Origin of the sequence: Flaviflagellibacter deserti, from assembly GCF_042652085.1 — a bacterium.
GTDB classification, from domain to species: domain Bacteria; phylum Pseudomonadota; class Alphaproteobacteria; order Rhizobiales; family Methylopilaceae; genus Flaviflagellibacter; species Flaviflagellibacter deserti.
In genome coordinates, this window is record NZ_JBHSJF010000008.1 from 458,679 (window position 1) to 477,976 (window position 19,298).

Below are 19,298 nucleotides of genomic sequence, written 5' to 3' on the forward strand. Positions count from 1 at the left end.
CAATGTTCCCAGATCAGATGTCGTCCGCTTTCCTTAGAATCGGTACGCGCGGCAGTCCGCTCGCGCTCTGGCAGGCCCACGCCACGCAGCAGGCGCTCGCCGCCGCGCACCACGTCCTGCTCGACGAAATCGAGATCGTCGTCATCAAGACGACCGGCGACCAGGTCCGTGACCGGCCGCTCGCCGATGTCGGCGGTAAAGGCCTGTTCACCAAGGAAATCGAGGAAGCGCTGCTCGATCGCCGGATCGATCTCGCGGTTCATTCGGCGAAGGACGTTCCGACATTCCTGCCGCAAGGGCTCAGGCTCGCGGCCTGCCTGCCGCGCGCGGACGTTCGTGACGCGCTGGTGGCGCCCGGTTACCGCACGCTCGATTCGCTTCCCTATGGCGCGGTGGTCGGCACTGCTTCGGTTCGCCGCGCCGCTCTGCTCAAACATCTTCGGCCCGACCTCAAAACCGTCCTTTTGCGCGGCAATGTCGAGACGCGATTGCGCCGCGTGGAGGCAGGGGAAATGCATGCGACTTTGCTTGCTCTGGCGGGGCTGACACGGCTCGGACTGCAGAATCACGCCACTGAAGTGCTGGATCCCGGTATTTTCCTCCCGGCGATCGGGCAGGGGGCCGTGGCTATTGAAATCCGGACGGATGACACCCGGACCGCCGAGGCGGTAGCCGCCATCGATCACGGTCCAACATCGACCGCGCTCGCGGCCGAGCGGGCAATGCTTGCCGTCCTCGACGGCTCGTGCCGTACGCCGATCGCCGGTCTCACCGTTATGGATGGCGACGTGCTTCATCTCCGGGGGTTGGTCGTCGAGCCGGAAGGCAAGGCGATCTGGCGCGCCGAAGCGCGCGGTCCGGTATCGGATGCAGAGAAAATTGGCCGCCTGGTCGGCGAGGACCTGCTCGCGCAGGTTCCTCCGGGCATCATCGCAGTCGGGGCCGTCTGAATATGCGGGTCCTCGTCACCCGCCCAGTGCATCCCGCCGAACGGACGGCGGCGAGGCTGCGCGCGCTCGGGCATGAGCCGTCGGTCGATCCGGTCCTGACGCTCGACTTCTTCCCCCCGGCCAGGCTCGTCGGCGGCCAATTGGACGGCGTGATTTTCACCAGCTCCAATGCGGTCCGGGCGATCCGCGACCATGCCGACCTTCCCAAGCTTCTGGCGCTGCCGATATGGACGGTCGGTTCGCGGACGACCGCGTCCGCGCGAGCCATGGGGTTTGGGGTTCCGAGGATCGAATGCCCTGACGTCGCGGGTCTCGTCTCGGTTCTGGGCGACGAGAAGACGCCATTGAGGCTGCTTCATATCGCCGGCGAGGATCGCTCCGCCGACATCGAGACCGAGATCGCGCCGTCGGGACACAGCGTCGAAACACTCGTGGTCTATCGTGCCACGGCGAGCGACTCGTTATCCAAGGAGACGAGAACCGCGTTGAAGAATGGTTCGATCGGAGCCGTGCTTCACTATTCGAGGCGCTCGGCCGGGACGTTCCTGATTCTGGCGGAAAAGGCCGGTCTTCAGACCGAGGCCGTTGCGCCGATCCATGTCTGCCTCTCGGCCGAGGTCGCGGAACCGCTCCGGGCGGTCAACGCGGCATTCATCCGGATCGCCGATGGTCCGAACGAGGATGCGCTTCTCGTCGCTCTCGGGCAGGGAGAAGGGTCGTCTCGTCAAGCTGACGGGGCGGCAGTAGAAAAGAACGGGTTAGAGGAAGAGAGGACTGGTATGGCCGAGCCGGACGAGCCGGAGAAGATCCCCGAGAAGCCGAAACGGTCGGGGAAGCCGAAGCCCCAGGTCCTCGATCTCGAGGCCACGGAAATCGCTCCTCCGCAATCGGAGCCGACTGTCGAGGCGCCTGTGGAGCCTCCGCAGGACATTGCCGACGATTCCGCGTCTGTCGAACAGGCCGGTGCGCCGTCCCCGGACGAACCCCTCACGCCATCGAACGACCTCGCGGGAGACGTCGAGCCGCGAAGCGGGCTTCTGACGCTCGTCGCCGCCGGCCTTATCGGCGCGGTGCTCGCGATCCTTGGCTTCGTGGTCCTTCTCAGCGCCGATCTTCTGGGTCTCAACGACGGTGATGACCCTGCGATCGGGTCGCGGCTCACCGCGATCGAATCGAAGCTCCAGTCGATCGATCAGGCTCCGGCACCTGTGGCCGATCCCGCCCTCGCCGCCAAGGTCGACGACCTGTCGAAAACAGTGACCGACCTGTCCAACCGCCCGGCAGCTCCCGCCCCGTCGGACGGTTCGGCTCCCGCGCCGGCCGATACCTCTCGTCTCGATGCGCTCGATGCCCGGATCGCGGCGATCGACACCAAGCTCGGTGAACTGAGCCAGGTACAGTCCGGGCCGTCGCAGGACGCGTTCAACCAATTGTCGGCCCGTGTCGATCAGATCGCGGCGGCGCTCGCCCAGACGAAAGAGCCGGATCCGGCGATTGCAGAGGCGCTTGCTTCAGCAAGGCGTGCCTCCGCTGTTGCCACGGTCGCCTCGCTGGAGGCTGCGGTCGAGCGCGGCATTCCTTATGCGAGCCTGCTCGGTTCCGTCCGTTCGCAGGTTCAGGGCGTAGACCTCGCCCCCTTGGAGACAGGTGCCGAGCACGGACTGCCGGCGCTGCCGGTTCTTGGCGCGCGTCTCGAAAAGGCGCTCGATGCCGCTCCCTCGCCGACGCCCGCCCCCTCCGCGGGCGTGATCGACAGGCTGGTGTCCGGCGCGCGCGGCCTCGTCAAGGTCAAGCCGGCTGGCGACACCAAGGCGGACGAGCCGGTGGGCGACGACGCCTGGACGATCCGCAACCGGATGTCGCTCCGACTGCAGCGCGGCGCCTACGACGAGGCGCTCAGTGAATGGGATTCGCTCGACGCCCGGACCAAGCAGGCGACGCAGCAAGAGGCCGACGCCTTGCGCGCCCGACTTGCGGCGGAACGCGCGCTCGATACTCTTCGCGAGAAGGCACTGGCCGCCGCTGGCGGGGAGACGCAGTAAATCATGATCCGCATCCTCGCTTTCCTGGCGATCATCGCCCTTGCCGCCTTCGGGGTCGGCTGGCTGATCGACCGCCCCGGCTCGCTGGTTCTGGTCTGGCAGGGCTGGCAGATCGAGACCAGCGTCCCGGTGGCGCTGCTCGGCGTTGTCGTTCTGACCACGCTCGTCGTCCTATTCTGGTCGCTTGTCCGCTTCATCTTCAATTCGCCGGACGCGGTGTCTGATTTCCTGCGCGGCCGCCGCCGCAAGCGCGGCCTCAATGCAGTGGCGCACGGCCTGATGGCGATCGGCATCGGCGACGGCAAGAGCGCGCGCCGCTCGGCCGGCGAAGCCCGACGCCTGATCGGCGACGAGCCACTCACTCTCCTCCTCCGCGCCCAGGCGGCCCAGCTGAACGGCGATCGCCCGGAAGCCGAAGCCGCGTTCAAGGCGATGCTCGAACAGCCGGAAACCCGGCCGCTCGGCTATCGCGGTCTGTTCGTCGAGGCGAAACGTCGGGGCGATGACCGCGAGGCGCTGAAGCTTGCTGACCGGGCGCTCGAGGCGAACCCGGACGTGCCGTGGGCGGGCCCCGCTTTGCTCGACCTCCAGAGCCGCACCGGCGATTGGGACGGCGCGCTCAAGACTGTCCAGCGCAATGTCTCGAACCATGTAACCACCCGCGCCCATGCCAAGCGCGAGCGGGCTGTCTTGCTGACCGCGAAGGCTCTCGCCCTCGCCGAGGACAAGCCTCAGGACGCGCGCGCGGTCGCGGTCGAGGCCGCGAACCTCGCCCCAAGCCTCGTTCCGGCAGTCGCGCTCGCCGGACGGCTCCTCGCCGAGCAGGGCGATCTCACCAAGGCGAAGAAGCTCCTCGAAAAGGGCTGGAAGGCGCAGCCGCATCCAAACATCGCCGAGGTCTATCTCTACCTCCGCTCCGGCGACGCCGCGGCCGATCGCCTGAAGCGCGGCCGCATCCTGGCTGAGAAAGCCGGGCGTGATCCGGAAGGCGCGCTGGCCCTTGCCCGCGCGGCGCTCGATGCGCGCGAATTTACAGTGGCACGCAAGGCTCTCGCGCCACTGGTCGAGCGCGGGCCGACGCGACGGACCTGCCTGCTGATGGCCGAGATCGAGAACGCCGAATTTGGCGACCGCGGCCGGGCGCGGGCATGGCTCGCGCGCGCCGTCGCGGCCAAGCGCGATCCGGCCTGGGTCGCCGACGGCATCATTTCGGATTCCTGGCAGCCCTTCTCGCCCGCGACCGGCAGGCTCGACGCCTTCGAATGGACGGTTCCGGTCGAAAGTCTGGCCGCACCGGACAGTGCCTTGATCGATGCGGAAGTCGTGGCGAGCGAGGCGCCGATCGTCGAGCACGAGCCGGTGGTCACGCCCGTCGTCCAGCCGGAGCCGGTTGCTCAGCCCGTCGTGGTCGATGCCGTTCTCGAACCTGAGCCGGTGGAACCCAAACCGGCTGCGCCGGAACCGAAACCTGCTCCAAGGCCCGGGTTGGCGCGCGAGCGCAAGCGGCCCGTCGACGTCGTCCTGCCGCCCATTCCGTCTCCGGACGATCCCGGCCCGGACGACCAGGACGAGGTGACGATTCGCGCCGCCGGTCGCAACGTTAGCGCCTGATCAATAAAAGGCCGCCATTATCTGGCGGCCTTCTCATTCGGGCCGGATTGCCCGGCGCTGCGGCTTGCCATTCGGCGCCGTATCGTCTAGCACCCCTCTCGCCGAGAAGGCGCGCTTCGGCGCACGACGGCGCCGCTTTAGCTCAGCTGGTAGAGCACCTCATTCGTAATGAGGGGGTCGGGGGTTCGAATCCCTCAAGCGGCACCATTAATTTCAATAGCTTATCTTTGATTCTCCCGCCGAGCGTCGACTCAAGCGAGCCGGTGCCCAGCAGTGGTTCTCGTCACATTCTCGGACAGGGTTGCATGGCCTGCCCGTCGGACCACTGGTAGATCAACTTTTTTACCGCCGCGGAAACGGGATCGATCGCGGGCACTCCCAACTCGAGTTCAATGTCTTTCGCAAATCTCGCAAGCGGTCCTCCGCCGATCACAATGGTCTGGGCGCCGTCCAGGGACACGGCTTGCCTGGCGGCAAGCAAAAGCTCGGCGAAAAGACGTTCGGGCTTTCCGATAAGTTGTGACGGGTGACTTGGCGTTTGGCGAACGGACCGAAGCTGGTCCGCCAAGCCGAGGTTATCGGCCATTTTCTCTATGCGACTGCCCAATCCCGCAGTCGAGGTCACAATGGAGAACGGCCGACCGCCGAAGGCACCCGCAAGCAGGCCAGCCTCACCTATGCCCACCACAGGTCCCGCGAACGAGCGGCGGGCGTCCTCCAGCCCAGGGTCGCCGAACGCGGCCACGATAAGTCCGGTTTCGCGGGGTCGTTCGGCCGCGATTTGCGCCGCCATTTCCGACACCGCTGTCGCGGACGTCTCCAATTCCTGCTGATCAATGATGAAGCTTGACCCGAATGGAGCCGTCCGGCCGTCGACTTCAAAATTGGCGCCACAGGCCTGGCGTGCGAGGGCGACCATCGCGGCGGTGGTTGAGGCGTTGGTGTTCGGGTTGAGTACGACGATACGGCGGCGCGAAGCCATCTTTGTCACGGCTCGACTTTGGCTGCGGCGTCGACGGCGCGATGCTCGATCCAGTCCGCAAGGGCCGGCATCAGTCCCGCTGTCCGCTTTGGACCGGGACGTGCAAAGCGACCTGCGGTGGCTGCGCGCGGTCTCATCCGGGCAAGCGTCTGGGCCTGTCCGATGGCTGCCGATAATGGATCGATCAGCGGCACCGAAACGCGATCGGCGATGCGAAAGGCAAGGCCGGACAGTGGCGCGCCCGCGAGGATGATGGCGTCCGCGCCGTCTTCGCGGATCGTGCGGTCCGCCAGCGCGACGAAGTCTTCCTCGAGTTCCTCCCGGACCGAGTCCACCGACTTGAAGCCGGATGTCGGAACGCGGACGCCGGCGCAGCGACCCGAAAGCCCGGTCGAGATCACCGCGTCCTCGTACCACGGCAACAGGGTGGGCGAGAAAGTCAGGATGGCGAAACGCCCGCCCGCCATGCAGGCGGTCAGCATCGCGGCTTCCGCCATGCCCGTGACCGGCACGTCGAACAATTCCCGGATGGCGATCAAGCCAGGGTCGCCGAAAGCGGCGATGATGATTGCGTCTGCGCCTCGCTTGTGCTCGGCCACCATTTCCAACGCGATGGCGCCCGCGATCAAGGCCTCGGCACGACCGGCGATATACGGAAAGCCGCGCGTCGCGGTTATGCCGACGAGTTCGGTGTCGGGCGCCAGCGAGGGAGCGGCTGTCGCGACCATCCGATCCGTCATGCCGGTCGATGTATTGGGATTCAGAAGAAGGATTTTCATGGACGCATCGCTCCTGATGCTGCCCAATCAAATTGCATGCCATCTAAAAAATGAACGCAATATCCGGTTTCTAGTTGCACTTAGTCGGCGGCGTCGCCGGCGATCTGCCCCGTCAGCACGCCGTAGACGGTCTCGCCCGTCCTGAGCAGGTGACGCTTCCAGACGGAGCGGGCCTTTTCCGGGTCCTTCGCGCGGAAGGCCTCCATGACCGCCGCATGCTCGCCGACTGACTCTTTCCAGCGGAAGGGATCGATGATGGCCATGTAGCGTCCACGGCGTGCGCGGAGCATGAGATTGCCGTGTGTGGCGATCAGCACCGGATTGGCGGACGCCTTCACGATCGTGTCGTGGATTGCGCTGTTGAGCGCAAAATAGGCATCCTTCTCCCGCTTTTCATAATGCCCGCACATGCGTTCATGCATGTCTTCCAGACCGGCGAGATCATTCTCTGAGAGCCGGGCCACGGCGAGTTCCGCAGCCATGCTTTCAAGCCCGGCGATGACCTCGAACAAATTGCTCGCCTCCGTCGGGGTGAACGACATGATGCGGGCGCCCTTGTTCTGGGAGATCTCGACAAGTCCCTCGGCCTCCAGCAGTTTGAGCGCCTCGCGCAGCGGCGTCCGGGATACCGACAATTGTTCGCAGACCGCGCGTTCGATGATGCGCCCTCCTGGCGGCAGGTCACCCTTGACGATCAAATCCCGGAGCCGGTCGGCGACCTGCTGGGCGAATGGAATTCGTCGCGACATCGAGGTCGCGCCTGCCGTGCGCCGCGCTCGCGAATTCAGTCCCGGTTGGTCCATGCCTGACATACCCCGTTCAGCCCTGACCGGCTCCAACGCAAAAACCTCGCCAGCCGACAGAACGCGCAAATTGAATGCAATCTGACTGTTAAAATTGCATTCCATCCGATTTCGCCCAGTGAAAATAAGCAGCACGCCGATTTGCGGTTGGCACGCTTGTTGCTGCTAGACGGCAAGCGCAGAGCTTTGCTCTTTCGGGTTGGCGTGCCCATCGTCGGGATCCCGGAAGGTCGACGCGGCAGCCGCCGTCGTCATCTCGCTGGCTCAACGGTGAGGATCATCCCCAACGGGGTCCACTCGGTCTCGAAGAGGCTGGAGGGGATAATGTGCGATCGTGATGGCAGCTTTTACCGCAATTTTTCGCGGCGTGATTTTCTCAAGTCCTCCGTGGTCGCCACTGCGGCGACCGTAGCCCTGCCGCCGTCGCTCGCGGCACTCCTCACGCCGACGTCCGCGCTTGCCGCGACCACGATCAAGGCGACCCACGGCTCGGGCTTCTGCAATATGGGCATCTTCCTCGCCAAGGAGCGGGGACTGGCCAAGGCCGATGGCGTCGACCTCGAATTCGTCGTCACTCCGTCGAACACCGAGATCACGACCATGTTCGGCGCGGGCCTCGTCGATATCTCGATGATCCCGTACTCGAACTTCATGACGCTCTACGACGCGGGCGCGCCGGTGAAGATCATCGCCGGTGGCGGCGTGCAGGGGTGCATCATCGTCGCCAAGGACGGCATCAAGTCCGCGGCCGACCTGAAGGGCAAGAGCTTCGGCACCTTCCAGGCCGACACGCTCGAAGTGCTGCCCTACGACTATCTGAAGAAGGCTGGCCTCACCTTCGACGACGTGCAGATCAAGTACATGAACACCTCGCCGGAGCTCGCCCAGGCGTTCATCGCCGGCGCGGTCGACGCGATCTGCCACATCGAGCCCTATGCGACGCAGTGCGTCACCAGCGTGCCGGGCGCCAAGGTCCTCAGCGACGGCATCGATCTCTACGGCGCCGGCTACTCCGACTGCGTGCTCGCGGCCCGCACTCCGCTGCTTGAGGAAAACCCGAAGGCGGTGAAGGCAATCATCAAGGCGCTCATGGTCGCCCAGTCACAGGCCGAGAAGGACAAGGACACCGCCCTGAAGGACACGGTCGGCACCTACTACAAGACCACGATGGAGGCAGCGATCAACGCTTCCAACAAGCAGCCGATCGTCGTCGACCAGCGCAATCAGACGCAGTTCATCATCGACCGTGGCCAGTCGATGAAGGAACTCGGCTACGTCAAGAAGATGCCCGACAAGGCAGCCTTCGACTGGAGCTTCCTCGAGCAGGTGATCGCCGACAACAAGGATCTCTACGACAGCCTCAAGCTCAAGTCCTGAGTTCTTCGCCTCCAGCCGCGCCGCATGTCGGCGGCGCGGCCACCAGTCCCTAAAAGTTGGAGACGGACGTGACGATGAGTATTCCTGTCGGCTCTCAAGACGACAAACCGGCTGCAAGAGTTCCGACCCTGTCGCCGGGCACGCGCCGCATGCTGGCGTCCATCGGCTGGAGCCTGGTGTCCCTCGGCCTCTTCGCCGGGATGTGGGAGGCCCTCTGGGCGATTGGAGCCATCAATCCGTTGCTCCTGCCGCCGCCCCATATGTTCTTCTCGGACATCGCCCGCACGCTCACCTTCTTCGATCACAAGGCCCGGATGATCGGTAGCCAGGGTGGTGGAAGCGCCATCATGGGGCTTCTCACGACGATCGGCTGGACGACGTTCCGCGTGGTCGCGGGGCTGTCGATCGGCTTCGCACTCGGCGTGCTCTGCGGGGCGCTCATTCACTACGTCAGGATGTTCCGGAATCTGGTCCAGCCGCTCATCCTGATGCTAGCGCCGATCTCGCCTGTCGCATGGCTTCCGGTGGCGATCTTCGTCTTTGGCGTCGGTGACGTTCCGGCCATCTTCCTCGTCTTCGTCACCGTCTTCTTCATGATCGTGCTGGCGACTGTCGCCCAGATCGCGAGCGTTCCGAAAAATTATCTGCACGTCGCCCGCATCATGGGCGCGAACGAGCGTCAAACCTTCTGGCGCGTCATCCTCCCGGCCATTCTCCCGAGCCTCTTCATGACGCTGCGGCTCAATCTCTTCGCGGCCTGGATGGTCGTGCTGATCGCCGAGAGCGTCGGCGTCGGGATCGGCCTCGGCCAGATAACCGGCATGGCGCGCGCGACCTTCAACGCGAAGCTCGTCTTCTTCACGATGGTCATCATCGGCGTACTCGGATTCACCTTCGATTGGGCGCTGCGCAAGATCCAGCAGAAGATGCTGTGGTGGGTGCCTCCTGGACAGGGAGCGATGTGATGGCCCGTCCGGCACTCTCGCTCCGCAATGTCTCCAAGACCTGGATGCCTGAAGGGCGCAGCCCGGTAATCGCCCTCCGCGATTTCGATCTCGATGTCGCCCCGGGCGAGTTCGTCGTTTTCCTCGGGCCATCCGGCTGTGGAAAATCGACCCTTCTCTACATGATCGCCGGTCTCGAGGAGACGACTGGCGGCGTCATCGAGCAGAACGGCAGGGTCGTCACCGAACCGTCCGCCGAGCGTGGCCTGATCTTCCAGGAAGCCTCGCTTTTTCCCTGGCTGACGATCGCGGACAATGTCGCATTCGGCCTGTCTATCCAGGGCGTGCTGCCGCAAAAGCGCAAGGAGATGGCAGCCGACATCCTGCGTTCCGTCGGTCTCGGCGACATGCTCGACAAGAAGCCGGACGAGCTTTCGGGCGGCATGCGCCAGCGCGCGGCCTGTGCCCGGGCGCTGGCGATGCGCCCAAGCGTCCTGATGATGGACGAGCCCTTCGCCGCGCTCGACGTACAGACGCGCGCCAAGATGCAGGACTTCCTTCTGCAGATCTGGCGTGACAGCAAGGCCTCGATCATCCTTGTCACGCATTCGATCGACGAGGCGGTTTCGCTGGCTGATCGTGTCGTGGTGTTCACGTCACGTCCCGGCCGCGTGAAGACGATCGTGCCGATCGATCTTCCGAGGCCGCGCCCGACGCGTGATCCGCGCTACCACGAATACCGCGACATGTTCGCCGAGCTTCTGGCCGACGAGGTGGACCGCGCCTTTGCCGAGCAGGAAACGAGGTAGCTGTGTCCACGTATGTACGTGTTGCAGCAGCCTCGACGGGGCCGGCTAGTGATGACCTGTCGGCTGCTCTCGCTGAAGCGAAGCAGGCGATCGCTCGCCTGGCCGAGCTGGGAGCGGAACTCGTCGTTCTGCCGGAGCTGTTCGCCTGCCCGTATGTGGCGAGCGACGATCCGGCCAATTGGGGGCATCTCGCCGAACCCATCGACGGCCCGACCGCGCGCTGGGCCTCCGGACAGGCGGTCAGGAACGGCGTCGACATCGTCTTCGGCATGGCATTGGCGGACGCAGATGCGAAGCCATTCAACGCGGCGCTTCTCGCTCGGCGCGATGGCAGCATCGCGGAGGTGGCGACGAAGCTGAACCTGCCGCCGCCCGGACCCGGCGAACGCTTCGGCGAGGCAGACCATTTCCGGCCCGGTGTCGGCGATGTCGCGTGCTTCGAACTCGGCGGCGTGCAGGTCGCGGTGCTGATCTGTTTCGACCGGCGTTTCCCGGAGTGCTGGCAGGCGGCCGTGCGGTCGGGCGCTGAATTGGTCGTCGTCCTCGTCGGCGGTCCGGCACCTCAGGATCCCGACGGCTTCTATCTCGCCGAGATACAGGGTCATGCCCGGGCGAACGCCGTCTATGCGCTCGCCGCCGCGCGAGCGGGCGTCGAAACCGTGCTCGGGCGCAATGTCCGCCATGACGGCCTGACGTTGGCGATCAATCCGTTCGGAACCGTGCTCGCGGCAGGCGAGGGGACCGCGAGCGACGTCGCGATTATCGACGTCGATCCTGTCGTCATCGCCGCCGCCCGGTCGGGCCGCGGGAGGAACGACATGCACGCATCAACATCAATCATCTGAGAGAGCAGGGACCCAAAATGGCAGAACTCATTGTGCAAGCACGTTGGCTGGTGACCGGTGTCCAGGACCGCCACACACCGATCGGGATCGACGACGGCGCGGTGCTCTCGCGCGACGGCACGATCGTGGCGACCGGCTTGCTCGACGAGATGAAGAGACTGGCGCCCACCGCGACCGTGAAAACCTATCCCGACCACGTCATGCTGCCGGGCTTTGTCAACAGCCATCACCATGTCGGCATGACGCCGCTGCAGCTCGGTTCGCCGGACTATGCGCTCGAGCTCTGGTTCGCCGGACGCATGCCGGCCCGCCGGATCGACCTCTATCTCGACACGTTGTATTCGGCGTTCGAGATGATCGCCTCTGGCGTGACGACGGTGCAGCACATCCATGGCTGGATGCCCGGCGGTTACGACGCGATCCATGGTGCGGCGACGAAAGTTCTCGACGCCTATCGCTCGATCGGCATGCGCGCGTCCTACTGCTATGCGGTTCGCGAGCAGAACCGGCTTGTCTACGAAGACGACGAGACGTTCTGCGCCAAACTGCCATCGCCGCTCGGCGAGGAGCTGAGCGCCTACCTCAAGGCGCAGGCCATGCCGTTCTCCGATTTCCTGAAGCTTTTCGACCAGCTGACGGCGGAGAACCAGGGTCAGCGCCTGACGCGCATCCAGCTCGCGCCGGCGAACCTGCACTGGTGCAGCGATGAGAGCCTTGTCGCCCTGCACGAGAAGGCGACGGCCGCCAATGTGCCGATGCACATGCATCTCCTGGAGACCGCCTATCAGAAGGAATATGCGCGCCGTAGGACCGGCAAGACGGCGGTTCGGCATCTCCATGATCTCGGGGTACTCAGTCCGCGCATGACGCTCGGCCACAGTGTGTGGATGACCCAGGAGGACGTCGATATCGCCGCACAGACCGGTACCTGCATCTGCCACAACTGCTCGTCGAATTTCCGCCTGCGCTCCGGCATCGCGCCGCTGAATGCGTTCGAGAAGAAGGGCATGACGGTCGGCATGGGCCTCGACGAGGCTGGCATCAACGACGACCGCGACATGCTGCAGGAGCTTCGTCTCGTCCTGCGCGCCCACCGCGTGCCGGGCATGGACGACGACGATGTGCCGTCGTGCCCGCAGGTGCTGAAAATGGCGACCGAGTCCGGTGCCAAGACCACGGCATTCGGCGAGACGATCGGCAAGCTCGAGGCCGGTCGCGGCTTCGATGCCGTACTACTGAACTGGAAGACCGCGACCTACCCCTTCCAGGACCCGGACATTCCGATGCTCGACGCAGTCATGCAGCGCGCCAAGACCAATGCCGTGGACGCGGTCTTCATCGATGGCGAGGTCGTCTACGCCGACGGACGCTTCACCAACATCGACCGCGATGCCGTGTTGAACGAGATCGCCGATGTCCTGGCGAAGCCGCGCACTCCGGATGAAATATCGCGCCGCAACCTCGGCCGCGCGGTCTTCCCCCACGTAAAGGCTTTCTACGACGGATATATCGGAGACGGACCGGTCCAGCCGTTCTACCGTCAGTCGTCGAGCGTTTGAGAGTCGAGGACGGAATGACCGAATTCTTCATGGTCCACGGAGCGCCAAACCCTGTGGCGCCATTCAGTCACGCGGTGGAGACGGATGGCTGGGTGTTCATCACCGGGCAGATGCCGACCTGGCCCGACGATGATAGCCGGCCGCTTCCCGAAGGCGTCGAGGCGCAGACCCGGCGGGTGATGGACAATCTCATCATTGTGCTGAACGGGGTCGGCCTCGATCTGTCGCATGTTGTCCAGGCAAGGGTCTATCTGACCGATTTCTCCCACGACTACGCGACAATGAACACGATCTATGCCTCGTACTTCCCGGTCGACCGGCGTCCGGCGCGGACCTGCGTCGGCGTCACCGGTCTGGCACGAGATGCGCTTGTCGAGATCGACCTCATAGCGCGCCGGCCATCCTGAAATGAATGTGAATGACAACGTGACCGCCGCGAACCGGCGGGCAGTCGAAAAGATCGTAGCGACGATTCCGGTCGTCCGCGAACTGGTAACCGCGCGTGAGGCGCTCGACCTTGCCGAGGGTGAACTAGGCCATGCCGGTCCGCCATTCGCGGAAGGTGAAATTCCTCCGGTCGTCGTGCTGAATGCGCTCGCGGCCGCTTCGGTGCATGAGGGATGGGCCGGCGATATGGGCCAGGGTCGCCGGATGGTGCTGTCGGGCGAGGTGAAGCTACGGTCGAACCACTCGCTAGGAACGGTGTCGCCGATGGCTGGAATCGTCCGGCCGAGCCAACGGCTGTTCCGGATCGAGGATCGCAAGACGGGGTCGAACACGTTCGCGACCCTCGCCGAGAAAGGGCGGTATGTCCTGCGGTTCGGCTATTACAGCGAGGAAGTCGCGGCGGGCCTGCGCTATGTCGAGACCGAGGTCGCCGAGGCGCTCGCCAGGGCAATGCCGAAAGGCGGCCTCGAAATCCTCCCGCTAGTTGCTCGGGGCGTGGAGCTCGGCGACGACGTCCATCAGCGCAATATCGGCGGCATGCTGTCGTTCCTGGCAGCACTGCCGGATTTGCCCGGCCCGATCCGGACATGGTTGAGTGACCATCCGCAGCATTTCCTGAACTATGCGATGGCGTCGGCGAAACTGTGCCTCGATCAGGCGCGCGGCATCGAGGGCTCGAGCGTCGTGACCGCGATCAGCCGCAACGGCCTTGTCTGCGGCATCCAACTCTCCGGCACCGGCGACCGCTGGTTCAACGCCTCGGCGGATCTACCGGAAGGCGGCTTTTTCCCGCCATTCACGATCGACGATGCCCATCGCGACCTGGGCGATAGCGCGATCATGGAGAGCTACGGCCTCGGCGGCTGCATCGCCCACGCATCTCCGCAGATCGCCCAGAGCATGCAGCGGCCCTGGTCGGAAGCCGTCGCCGGAGGCGAGAGAATGCGTTCGCTGTTCCTCGCGAAGAATCCGTTGATCACGCCCGCTTTGGCAGGATTGGACGCCGCAGGTATTGCCCTTGATGCACGGCGCGTTGTTCAACTCGGTGAAGGGGTGCGCATCCACACCGGCATCGCCCATAAGGATGGTGTCGCCGGCTGGATCGGGATCGGCGTCGCCAAGGCGCCACTCGAATGCTTCGTGTCCGCTGCCGCTGCGCTCGATGCGCTTCCCAGCAAGGTTGGCGCGCCGGCATGAACGTTCGCATCGGAATCGTCGGCGGTGGCTTCACCGGGGCGGTGTTCGCGGTCCATCTCGCCAATGCCTCTTCGGTACCGCTCGACATCGAGATCATCGAACCGCGCGAGAAGGTCGGCGCCGGGTTGGCCTATGGCTCGGCGAGCGCTGAGCACCGCATCAACGTCCCGAGCGACCGGCTGACGGTGTTTAGGGAAGAGCCGTTGCATTTCACCCAATGGCTCAAGGCAAGGGGTGAGTGGAACGCGGATCCCGACGGGCTCACGGGGCCGGAGGACCATTATTCGACCCGCCACGCCTTTGGCGCCTACGTCGCGGACCTCGTCCGAAAAAGCTCAGAGAACAATACGTCGGGCTCGATCATCCTTCACCGGCGCAACATGGCCACGGCGCTGGAGCGCACCGCCGAACGATGGCGGGTGACCTTCGACAGCGGTGAGTCCGCTACCTACGACGAGGTCGTCGTCTGCACGACCTATGGGGCTCCGGCCTTTCGATGGACGCTTGCCGAGGGTGCGGAGGAACTGCCCCATCTTGTCAGAAATCCGTGGGACTGGGACGCCATCCGCGCTATCCCGGCAGACGGTGATGTCGTCATCATCGGCACTGGCCTGACCATGTGCGACGCAGTCGTCACCCTGCGGGTAAATGGCCATCGCGGCCGCATCCGCGCAATCTCGCGTCGCGCTCTCACTCCACGAGAGCATGGAGAGTTCGACAGTTCCTTCGACCTCTTCGAGGACCGTGAGCCTCCCCTGACCGCGATCGGTCTTCTGCGTCTCGTCAGGACTCGTATTGGGGACGCCGCGTCCGAGGGACGCGCCTGGCATCCCGTCGTGGACGCGGTGAGGCGCAATCTCGCGACCTATTGGCGGACGCTCCCGATCGCCGAGCGGGGCAAGATCGCCCGGCATCTGCGCGCCTATTGGGATGTTCACCGGTTCCGGATGGCACCGCAGGTTGCCAGTCTTCTGGCCGAAGGAAAGGCCGACGAGTGGTTCACGCTATCGGCCGGGCGCATTGACCGGATCGGCCGCACAGGCTCACGTTTCCGGATCGACTGGACGCCGAAGGGCGGTAGTCCGGGTGGAACCGAAGCGGATGCGATCATCAACTGCACGGGCCCCGACAGCGATCTTCGCCGGACCCGAAATCCCTTCGTTCAGGCGGCAATGAAAAGTGGCCTTCTCCGGCCGGACGCGCTGCGCATCGGTTTCGACGTCGATGCCGATGGACGGCTCCTGGACAGCGGCGGCGAGGTAAGTCCCGGCCTTTGGGCAGCGGGTCCCTTGGCGCGGGCGATCGTCGGGGAGGCGACGGGGGTGCCCGAAGCATCGGCGCATGCGCGTCACGTTGCGGAGGCCTTGGCTGCCAGCCTCGATCGCGCCGTGCTGATAGCGCGCGAGGTACCTTTGGCCGTGCGGGAGATCTGAGAATGCCGCGTTACATCAAGGTGGCGGGGGCGGCCCCATCTCCAAAGACCGTCCGCTATTCGCATGCCGTCGAGGCCGGAGGCCTGCTTCACGTCACCGGCCAATTGCCGATCGATCCCGACAATCCCGATGCGCCGCTGCCGACGTCGATCGAGGAGCAGACGGAACTGGCATTCCGCAATCTCGATCTGATCGTGGAGGCGGCGGGCTACAGCCTCTCAAACACCGCTTTCGTCCGCATCTTCCTGACGGAATTCGATCGCGACTTCGCGGGGATGAACTCGGTCTATCACCGCTATTTCAACGACGATGCCAGAATGCCCGGTCGGACGACCGTCGGAGTCGCGAAGCTCGGCCGCAATGCTTTGGTCGAGATCGATCTGGTGGTTGAGCGGCAGGCCTAACGCTGCGCTTCTGGCAGCCGAAATTTGATACCGTCGGGACATTCTGTCGACCGGGCACGGATATTGCATTCACTCGAGAGGCTGCAGACCACGGCGGTTTTCGTGCGGGGAATGTCTGCAACGGGAGTCAAATGATGAATGCAATCAACCAGTTAATGCGTCGCGCGCTGCTTGCCGTGGGGTTTGTCGCCGTTGCCGGTGTGTCGCTGTCGAGCACGGTCGCTCACTCCGCAACGCTCGCTGAGATCAAGGCGCGCGGCTACATGATCGTCGCGACGGAAGACGATTATAAGCCGTTTGAATTCATGGAGGACGGTAAGCCGACCGGCTTCGACAACGAGCTTCTCGCCGAATTCCGCAAGACCGTGCCGTTCGAGATCCGCCAGGAGGTTATTCCGTGGACCGGACTTCTCGCGGGTGTGAGCACCGGCAAGTACGACGTTGCGGTCACCGCCGCGATGATCACCAAGGAGCGTGTGAAGTCGCTCGACTTCAGCATGCCGATCGCCGACTCGACCCACTACTATGCCAAGCGCAAGGGCGACGACAGCATCAAGGAGATCAAGGATCTCGCGGGCAAGACGGTCGGCGTCCAAGCCGGCAGCGCGCAGCTCGAAAAGCTGCCCGAGCTCGAGGCGATGCTCGCCAAGACGGGCGGCAAGCTCGGCAAGGTCGTCCAGTACACGTCCTATCCGGAAGCCTACCAGGATCTCGCGCTGAAGCGCGTGGACTTCGTGGTCAACACGATCATCAACCTGCGCTCGCTCACGAAGGACAAGCCGGACACGTTCGAAATTGGCCAGGCCGTCTCGGGACAGACCGTTCCGGCATGGGCGGTTGCCAAGGGCAATACCGAACTCCTGGCGCTGATCAACAGCTTCATGGCCGAGCAGCGGAAGAGCGGAAACATCCTCAAGCTGCAGGAGAAGTGGCTGGGCCAGGCGTTCCCGGATCTTCCAGAGACCTATCAGCCCTGATCCCAGCCAAGGCCGGCCGCCCATCGGGGCGGTCGGCGGACATTTGATCGTGACCACAGCAGCCTTCCTCTCGCTTCTGCAAGGCGCCGGTGTGACCCTGGTGCTATCCGGCGCCGGTATCGCCCTTGGTGTGCCGTTGGGACTGCTGCTCGGGTTGATCCGGTGGGGCAGGGTGCCGGTGCTGTCCCCTATCGTCATGGTCTATGTAAGCCTGCTGCGGTCGACGCCGGCCGTGACTTTGTGCCTGCTGATCTTCTTCGCGATCCCGACTATGGGCATCGATATCGGGCCGTGGACCGCGTCCGTGCTGACGCTTGGATTGAACACGGCTGCGTTCAATTGCGAGATCTGGCGCTCGGGACTGAACAACTTTTCTCCCGATCAACTGGAAGCCGCTCGCTCGTTCGGCATGACGCCGGCTCTACGTTTCCGGCGCATCATTTTCCCTCAGCTGTGGCGTGCCTGCCTGCCGGGCCTCGTCAACGAGATGACGCTTTTGATCAAGTCGAGCCCGGCGATCGCCGTCGTGGGCGTTGTAGAGATCACGCGAGCGGCGACACGTATCGGCGCCCAGACTTATGATCCGTTGCCTCCCATGCTCGTTGCGACGGGAATCTACATCGTTCTCATCGTCGTCTTCGTCGGCCTCCAGCGGCTGACCGAGCGACTGTACGGCCAGGCCGGGGCCGCTGCATGACCCGCGATTTCGGAGTCGTCTGGGAGCATGCGGATCGCTTGGTCGAGGGTCTGCTCAACACGATCATCCTGACGCTCGTGGGTGCGTCGCTCGCTCTCCTGATCGGCAGCCTCGTCGCAATTCTTCTGATGTCTTCCAGCCGTCCCGTGCGGCTGATCAGCCAGGGCATCGTTGATCTGATGCGCTGCATTCCGTTCCTGATGCTGGCCTATCTCGCCTATTACGGCTTGCCGAGTCTGGGACTGAACCTGGACAACTGGACCGCCGGGCTCTTCGCGATCGTCGTTTACAATACGGCCTACATGGCCGAGATCATGCGCAGCATCTGGATCGGGCTCGGTCGGGAGAGCATCGAGGCGGCGACCGCCTTCGGTTTCCGTGGACCCCGGCTCTACACCCGGATCATCTTCCCGCAGATCTTTCTGGCCGCCAGCCCGATGATCGGCAATCAGCTCATCCAGATCATCAAGGACACGGCGTTCCTGACGATCATCGCCGTCCCGGAGCTGACGCATGCGGCGAGCAGCATCCAGTCGCAATATTTCGTTCCGTTCGCGGCGTTCATCGCCGCCGTCCTGATCTATTGGGCGCTCTGCATGCTGGTCGAGGCCGGAGTTTTCGTGGTTGAGCGGCTCGCGGAGGTGCGGCGCTGATGGTTGAACATGTGGGCAGCACCAATCCGGAATGCGTTCTGGACATCCGCGGGCTGACGAAAAGCTTCGGGACCAACGTCGTTCTCGATGGTGTTTCACTGACCGTCGAGCGGGGAAAGACGGTATGTCTCCTCGGGCCGAGCGGCTCCGGAAAATCGACGCTTCTGAGATGCGTGAACTTCCTTGAAAAGCCCGATCAGGGATCGATCTACCTCTCGGGTCGCAGGATCGGAATGCGCGAGGGCGGCGTCATTCCGATGTCGACCTCGGAGCTTGCCCAGGCGCGGGCGCGCATCGGCATGGTGTTCCAGCATTTCAATCTGTGGCCCCATCTGACCGTGCTGCAGAACCTCATCGAGGCGCCCATCCATGTGCAGCGCCGATCGCGCGACGAAGTGGTCGCGGAGGCGGAAATGCTGCTGGAGCGCGTCGGCCTGACGGACAAGAAGGACGTCTTTCCGAACCGCCTTTCCGGCGGACAGAAGCAGCGCGTGGGCATCGCCCGCGCTCTCGCCATGAAGCCCGAACTCCTGCTGTTCGACGAGCCGACATCGGCGCTAGATCCCGAGCTTGTGGGCGAGGTCGTCGCTGTCATGAAGACCTTGGCTGAAGGCGGCAGCACGATGCTGGTGGTGACCCACGAGATGGGCTTCGCCCGCGAGACCGCGAATGAGGTCGTGCTGATGGACGGCGGCCGGGTCGTCGAGAAGGGGCAACCCTCCGAATTCTTCACAAACCCAAAGACGGACCGCGCGCGGCAGTTCCTGCAGCGCTACGTCAGCGCCTGAG

The 19,298-nt window shown here is 64.3% G+C and carries 19 protein-coding genes and 1 tRNA gene; 17 read left to right on the forward strand and 3 right to left on the reverse strand.

From position 1 onward, the window contains the following. The first annotated feature begins 17 nt into the window (after window positions 1-17). The 4 genes from hemC (at window position 18) to ACFPFW_RS18015 (ending at window position 4,810) form a co-directional block, all read left to right on the forward strand. A complete protein-coding gene (gene hemC, locus ACFPFW_RS18000) occupies window positions 18-950 on the forward strand; it encodes a hydroxymethylbilane synthase (protein ID WP_114958533.1) in 933 nt (310 codons plus the stop codon). Between the two features lie 2 nt (window positions 951-952). Next, window positions 953-2,992, forward strand: a complete 2,040-nt coding sequence (locus tag ACFPFW_RS18005) for a uroporphyrinogen-III synthase (protein ID WP_114958523.1) — start codon at window positions 953-955, stop codon at window positions 2,990-2,992. A gap of 3 nt (window positions 2,993-2,995) precedes the next feature. Beyond that, window positions 2,996-4,603 carry a heme biosynthesis protein HemY gene (locus ACFPFW_RS18010; protein WP_114958522.1) on the forward strand — a complete coding sequence of 536 codons (1,608 nt, stop codon included), beginning with the start codon at window positions 2,996-2,998 and terminating at the stop codon, window positions 4,601-4,603. Between the two features lie 131 nt (window positions 4,604-4,734). Beyond that, a tRNA-Thr gene (locus ACFPFW_RS18015) sits at window positions 4,735-4,810 on the forward strand. Between the two features lie 76 nt (window positions 4,811-4,886). Here ACFPFW_RS18015 and ACFPFW_RS18020 read toward each other — a convergent pair. From ACFPFW_RS18020 to ACFPFW_RS18030, 3 genes are all read right to left on the reverse strand, one after another. Continuing rightward, window positions 4,887-5,585: an aspartate/glutamate racemase family protein gene (locus ACFPFW_RS18020; protein ID WP_162799792.1), complete on the reverse strand. Its 699-nt coding sequence runs from the start codon at window positions 5,583-5,585 to the stop codon at window positions 4,887-4,889. Between the two features lie 5 nt (window positions 5,586-5,590). Continuing rightward, window positions 5,591-6,364, reverse strand: coding sequence for an aspartate/glutamate racemase family protein (locus ACFPFW_RS18025; protein ID WP_114958520.1), 774 nt, complete (start codon window positions 6,362-6,364; stop codon window positions 5,591-5,593). Between the two features lie 80 nt (window positions 6,365-6,444). Then, entirely contained in the window at window positions 6,445-7,167 is a 723-nt protein-coding gene (locus tag ACFPFW_RS18030; protein WP_379771761.1) for a GntR family transcriptional regulator, read from the reverse strand. 324 nt (window positions 7,168-7,491) lie between these two features. On the opposite strand from ACFPFW_RS18030, the gene ACFPFW_RS18035 reads away from it, so the two are divergent. The 13 genes from ACFPFW_RS18035 (at window position 7,492) to ACFPFW_RS18095 (ending at window position 19,297) form a co-directional block, all read left to right on the forward strand. Further along, a complete protein-coding gene (locus tag ACFPFW_RS18035) occupies window positions 7,492-8,544 on the forward strand; it encodes an ABC transporter substrate-binding protein (protein WP_114958519.1) in 1,053 nt (350 codons plus the stop codon). A 74-nt stretch (window positions 8,545-8,618) separates the two neighbouring features. Then, window positions 8,619-9,509, forward strand: coding sequence for an ABC transporter permease (locus ACFPFW_RS18040; protein ID WP_114958518.1), 891 nt, complete (start codon window positions 8,619-8,621; stop codon window positions 9,507-9,509). Continuing rightward, window positions 9,509-10,297, forward strand: a complete 789-nt coding sequence (locus tag ACFPFW_RS18045) for an ABC transporter ATP-binding protein (protein ID WP_114958517.1) — start codon at window positions 9,509-9,511, stop codon at window positions 10,295-10,297. The genes ACFPFW_RS18040 and ACFPFW_RS18045 overlap by 1 nt, the downstream gene beginning before the upstream one ends. 2 nt (window positions 10,298-10,299) lie before the next feature. Then, the gene (locus tag ACFPFW_RS18050) at window positions 10,300-11,142 is read left to right on the forward strand and encodes a carbon-nitrogen hydrolase family protein (RefSeq protein ID WP_162799791.1); all 843 of its coding nucleotides are present in this window, start codon (window positions 10,300-10,302) and stop codon (window positions 11,140-11,142) included. A gap of 17 nt (window positions 11,143-11,159) precedes the next feature. Beyond that, on the forward strand, window positions 11,160-12,701 hold the full coding sequence (locus tag ACFPFW_RS18055) for an amidohydrolase family protein (protein ID WP_114958515.1): 1,542 nt from the start codon (window positions 11,160-11,162) through the stop codon (window positions 12,699-12,701). A 29-nt stretch (window positions 12,702-12,730) separates the two neighbouring features. Then, the gene (locus ACFPFW_RS18060; RefSeq protein ID WP_114958531.1) at window positions 12,731-13,108 is read left to right on the forward strand and encodes a RidA family protein; all 378 of its coding nucleotides are present in this window, start codon (window positions 12,731-12,733) and stop codon (window positions 13,106-13,108) included. Window positions 13,109-13,115: 7 nt separating this feature from the next. Beyond that, window positions 13,116-14,345, forward strand: coding sequence for a YlbE family protein (locus tag ACFPFW_RS18065; RefSeq protein WP_162799790.1), 1,230 nt, complete (start codon window positions 13,116-13,118; stop codon window positions 14,343-14,345). Then, window positions 14,342-15,778: an FAD/NAD(P)-binding protein gene (locus ACFPFW_RS18070; RefSeq protein WP_162799789.1), complete on the forward strand. Its 1,437-nt coding sequence runs from the start codon at window positions 14,342-14,344 to the stop codon at window positions 15,776-15,778. The genes ACFPFW_RS18065 and ACFPFW_RS18070 overlap by 4 nt, the downstream gene beginning before the upstream one ends. A gap of 2 nt (window positions 15,779-15,780) precedes the next feature. Further along, window positions 15,781-16,182 carry a RidA family protein gene (locus ACFPFW_RS18075; protein WP_114958512.1) on the forward strand — a complete coding sequence of 134 codons (402 nt, stop codon included), beginning with the start codon at window positions 15,781-15,783 and terminating at the stop codon, window positions 16,180-16,182. A 131-nt stretch (window positions 16,183-16,313) separates the two neighbouring features. Next, window positions 16,314-17,159, forward strand: a complete 846-nt coding sequence (locus ACFPFW_RS18080; protein ID WP_114958511.1) for a transporter substrate-binding domain-containing protein — start codon at window positions 16,314-16,316, stop codon at window positions 17,157-17,159. Between the two features lie 49 nt (window positions 17,160-17,208). Further along, window positions 17,209-17,856: an amino acid ABC transporter permease gene (locus ACFPFW_RS18085; RefSeq protein ID WP_114958530.1), complete on the forward strand. Its 648-nt coding sequence runs from the start codon at window positions 17,209-17,211 to the stop codon at window positions 17,854-17,856. After that, the gene (locus ACFPFW_RS18090) at window positions 17,853-18,509 is read left to right on the forward strand and encodes an amino acid ABC transporter permease (protein WP_114958510.1); all 657 of its coding nucleotides are present in this window, start codon (window positions 17,853-17,855) and stop codon (window positions 18,507-18,509) included. The genes ACFPFW_RS18085 and ACFPFW_RS18090 overlap by 4 nt, the downstream gene beginning before the upstream one ends. Beyond that, the gene (locus tag ACFPFW_RS18095) at window positions 18,509-19,297 is read left to right on the forward strand and encodes an amino acid ABC transporter ATP-binding protein (RefSeq protein ID WP_114958509.1); all 789 of its coding nucleotides are present in this window, start codon (window positions 18,509-18,511) and stop codon (window positions 19,295-19,297) included. Before ACFPFW_RS18090 ends, ACFPFW_RS18095 begins: the two co-directional genes overlap by 1 nt. Window position 19,298: the final 1 nt, after the last annotated feature.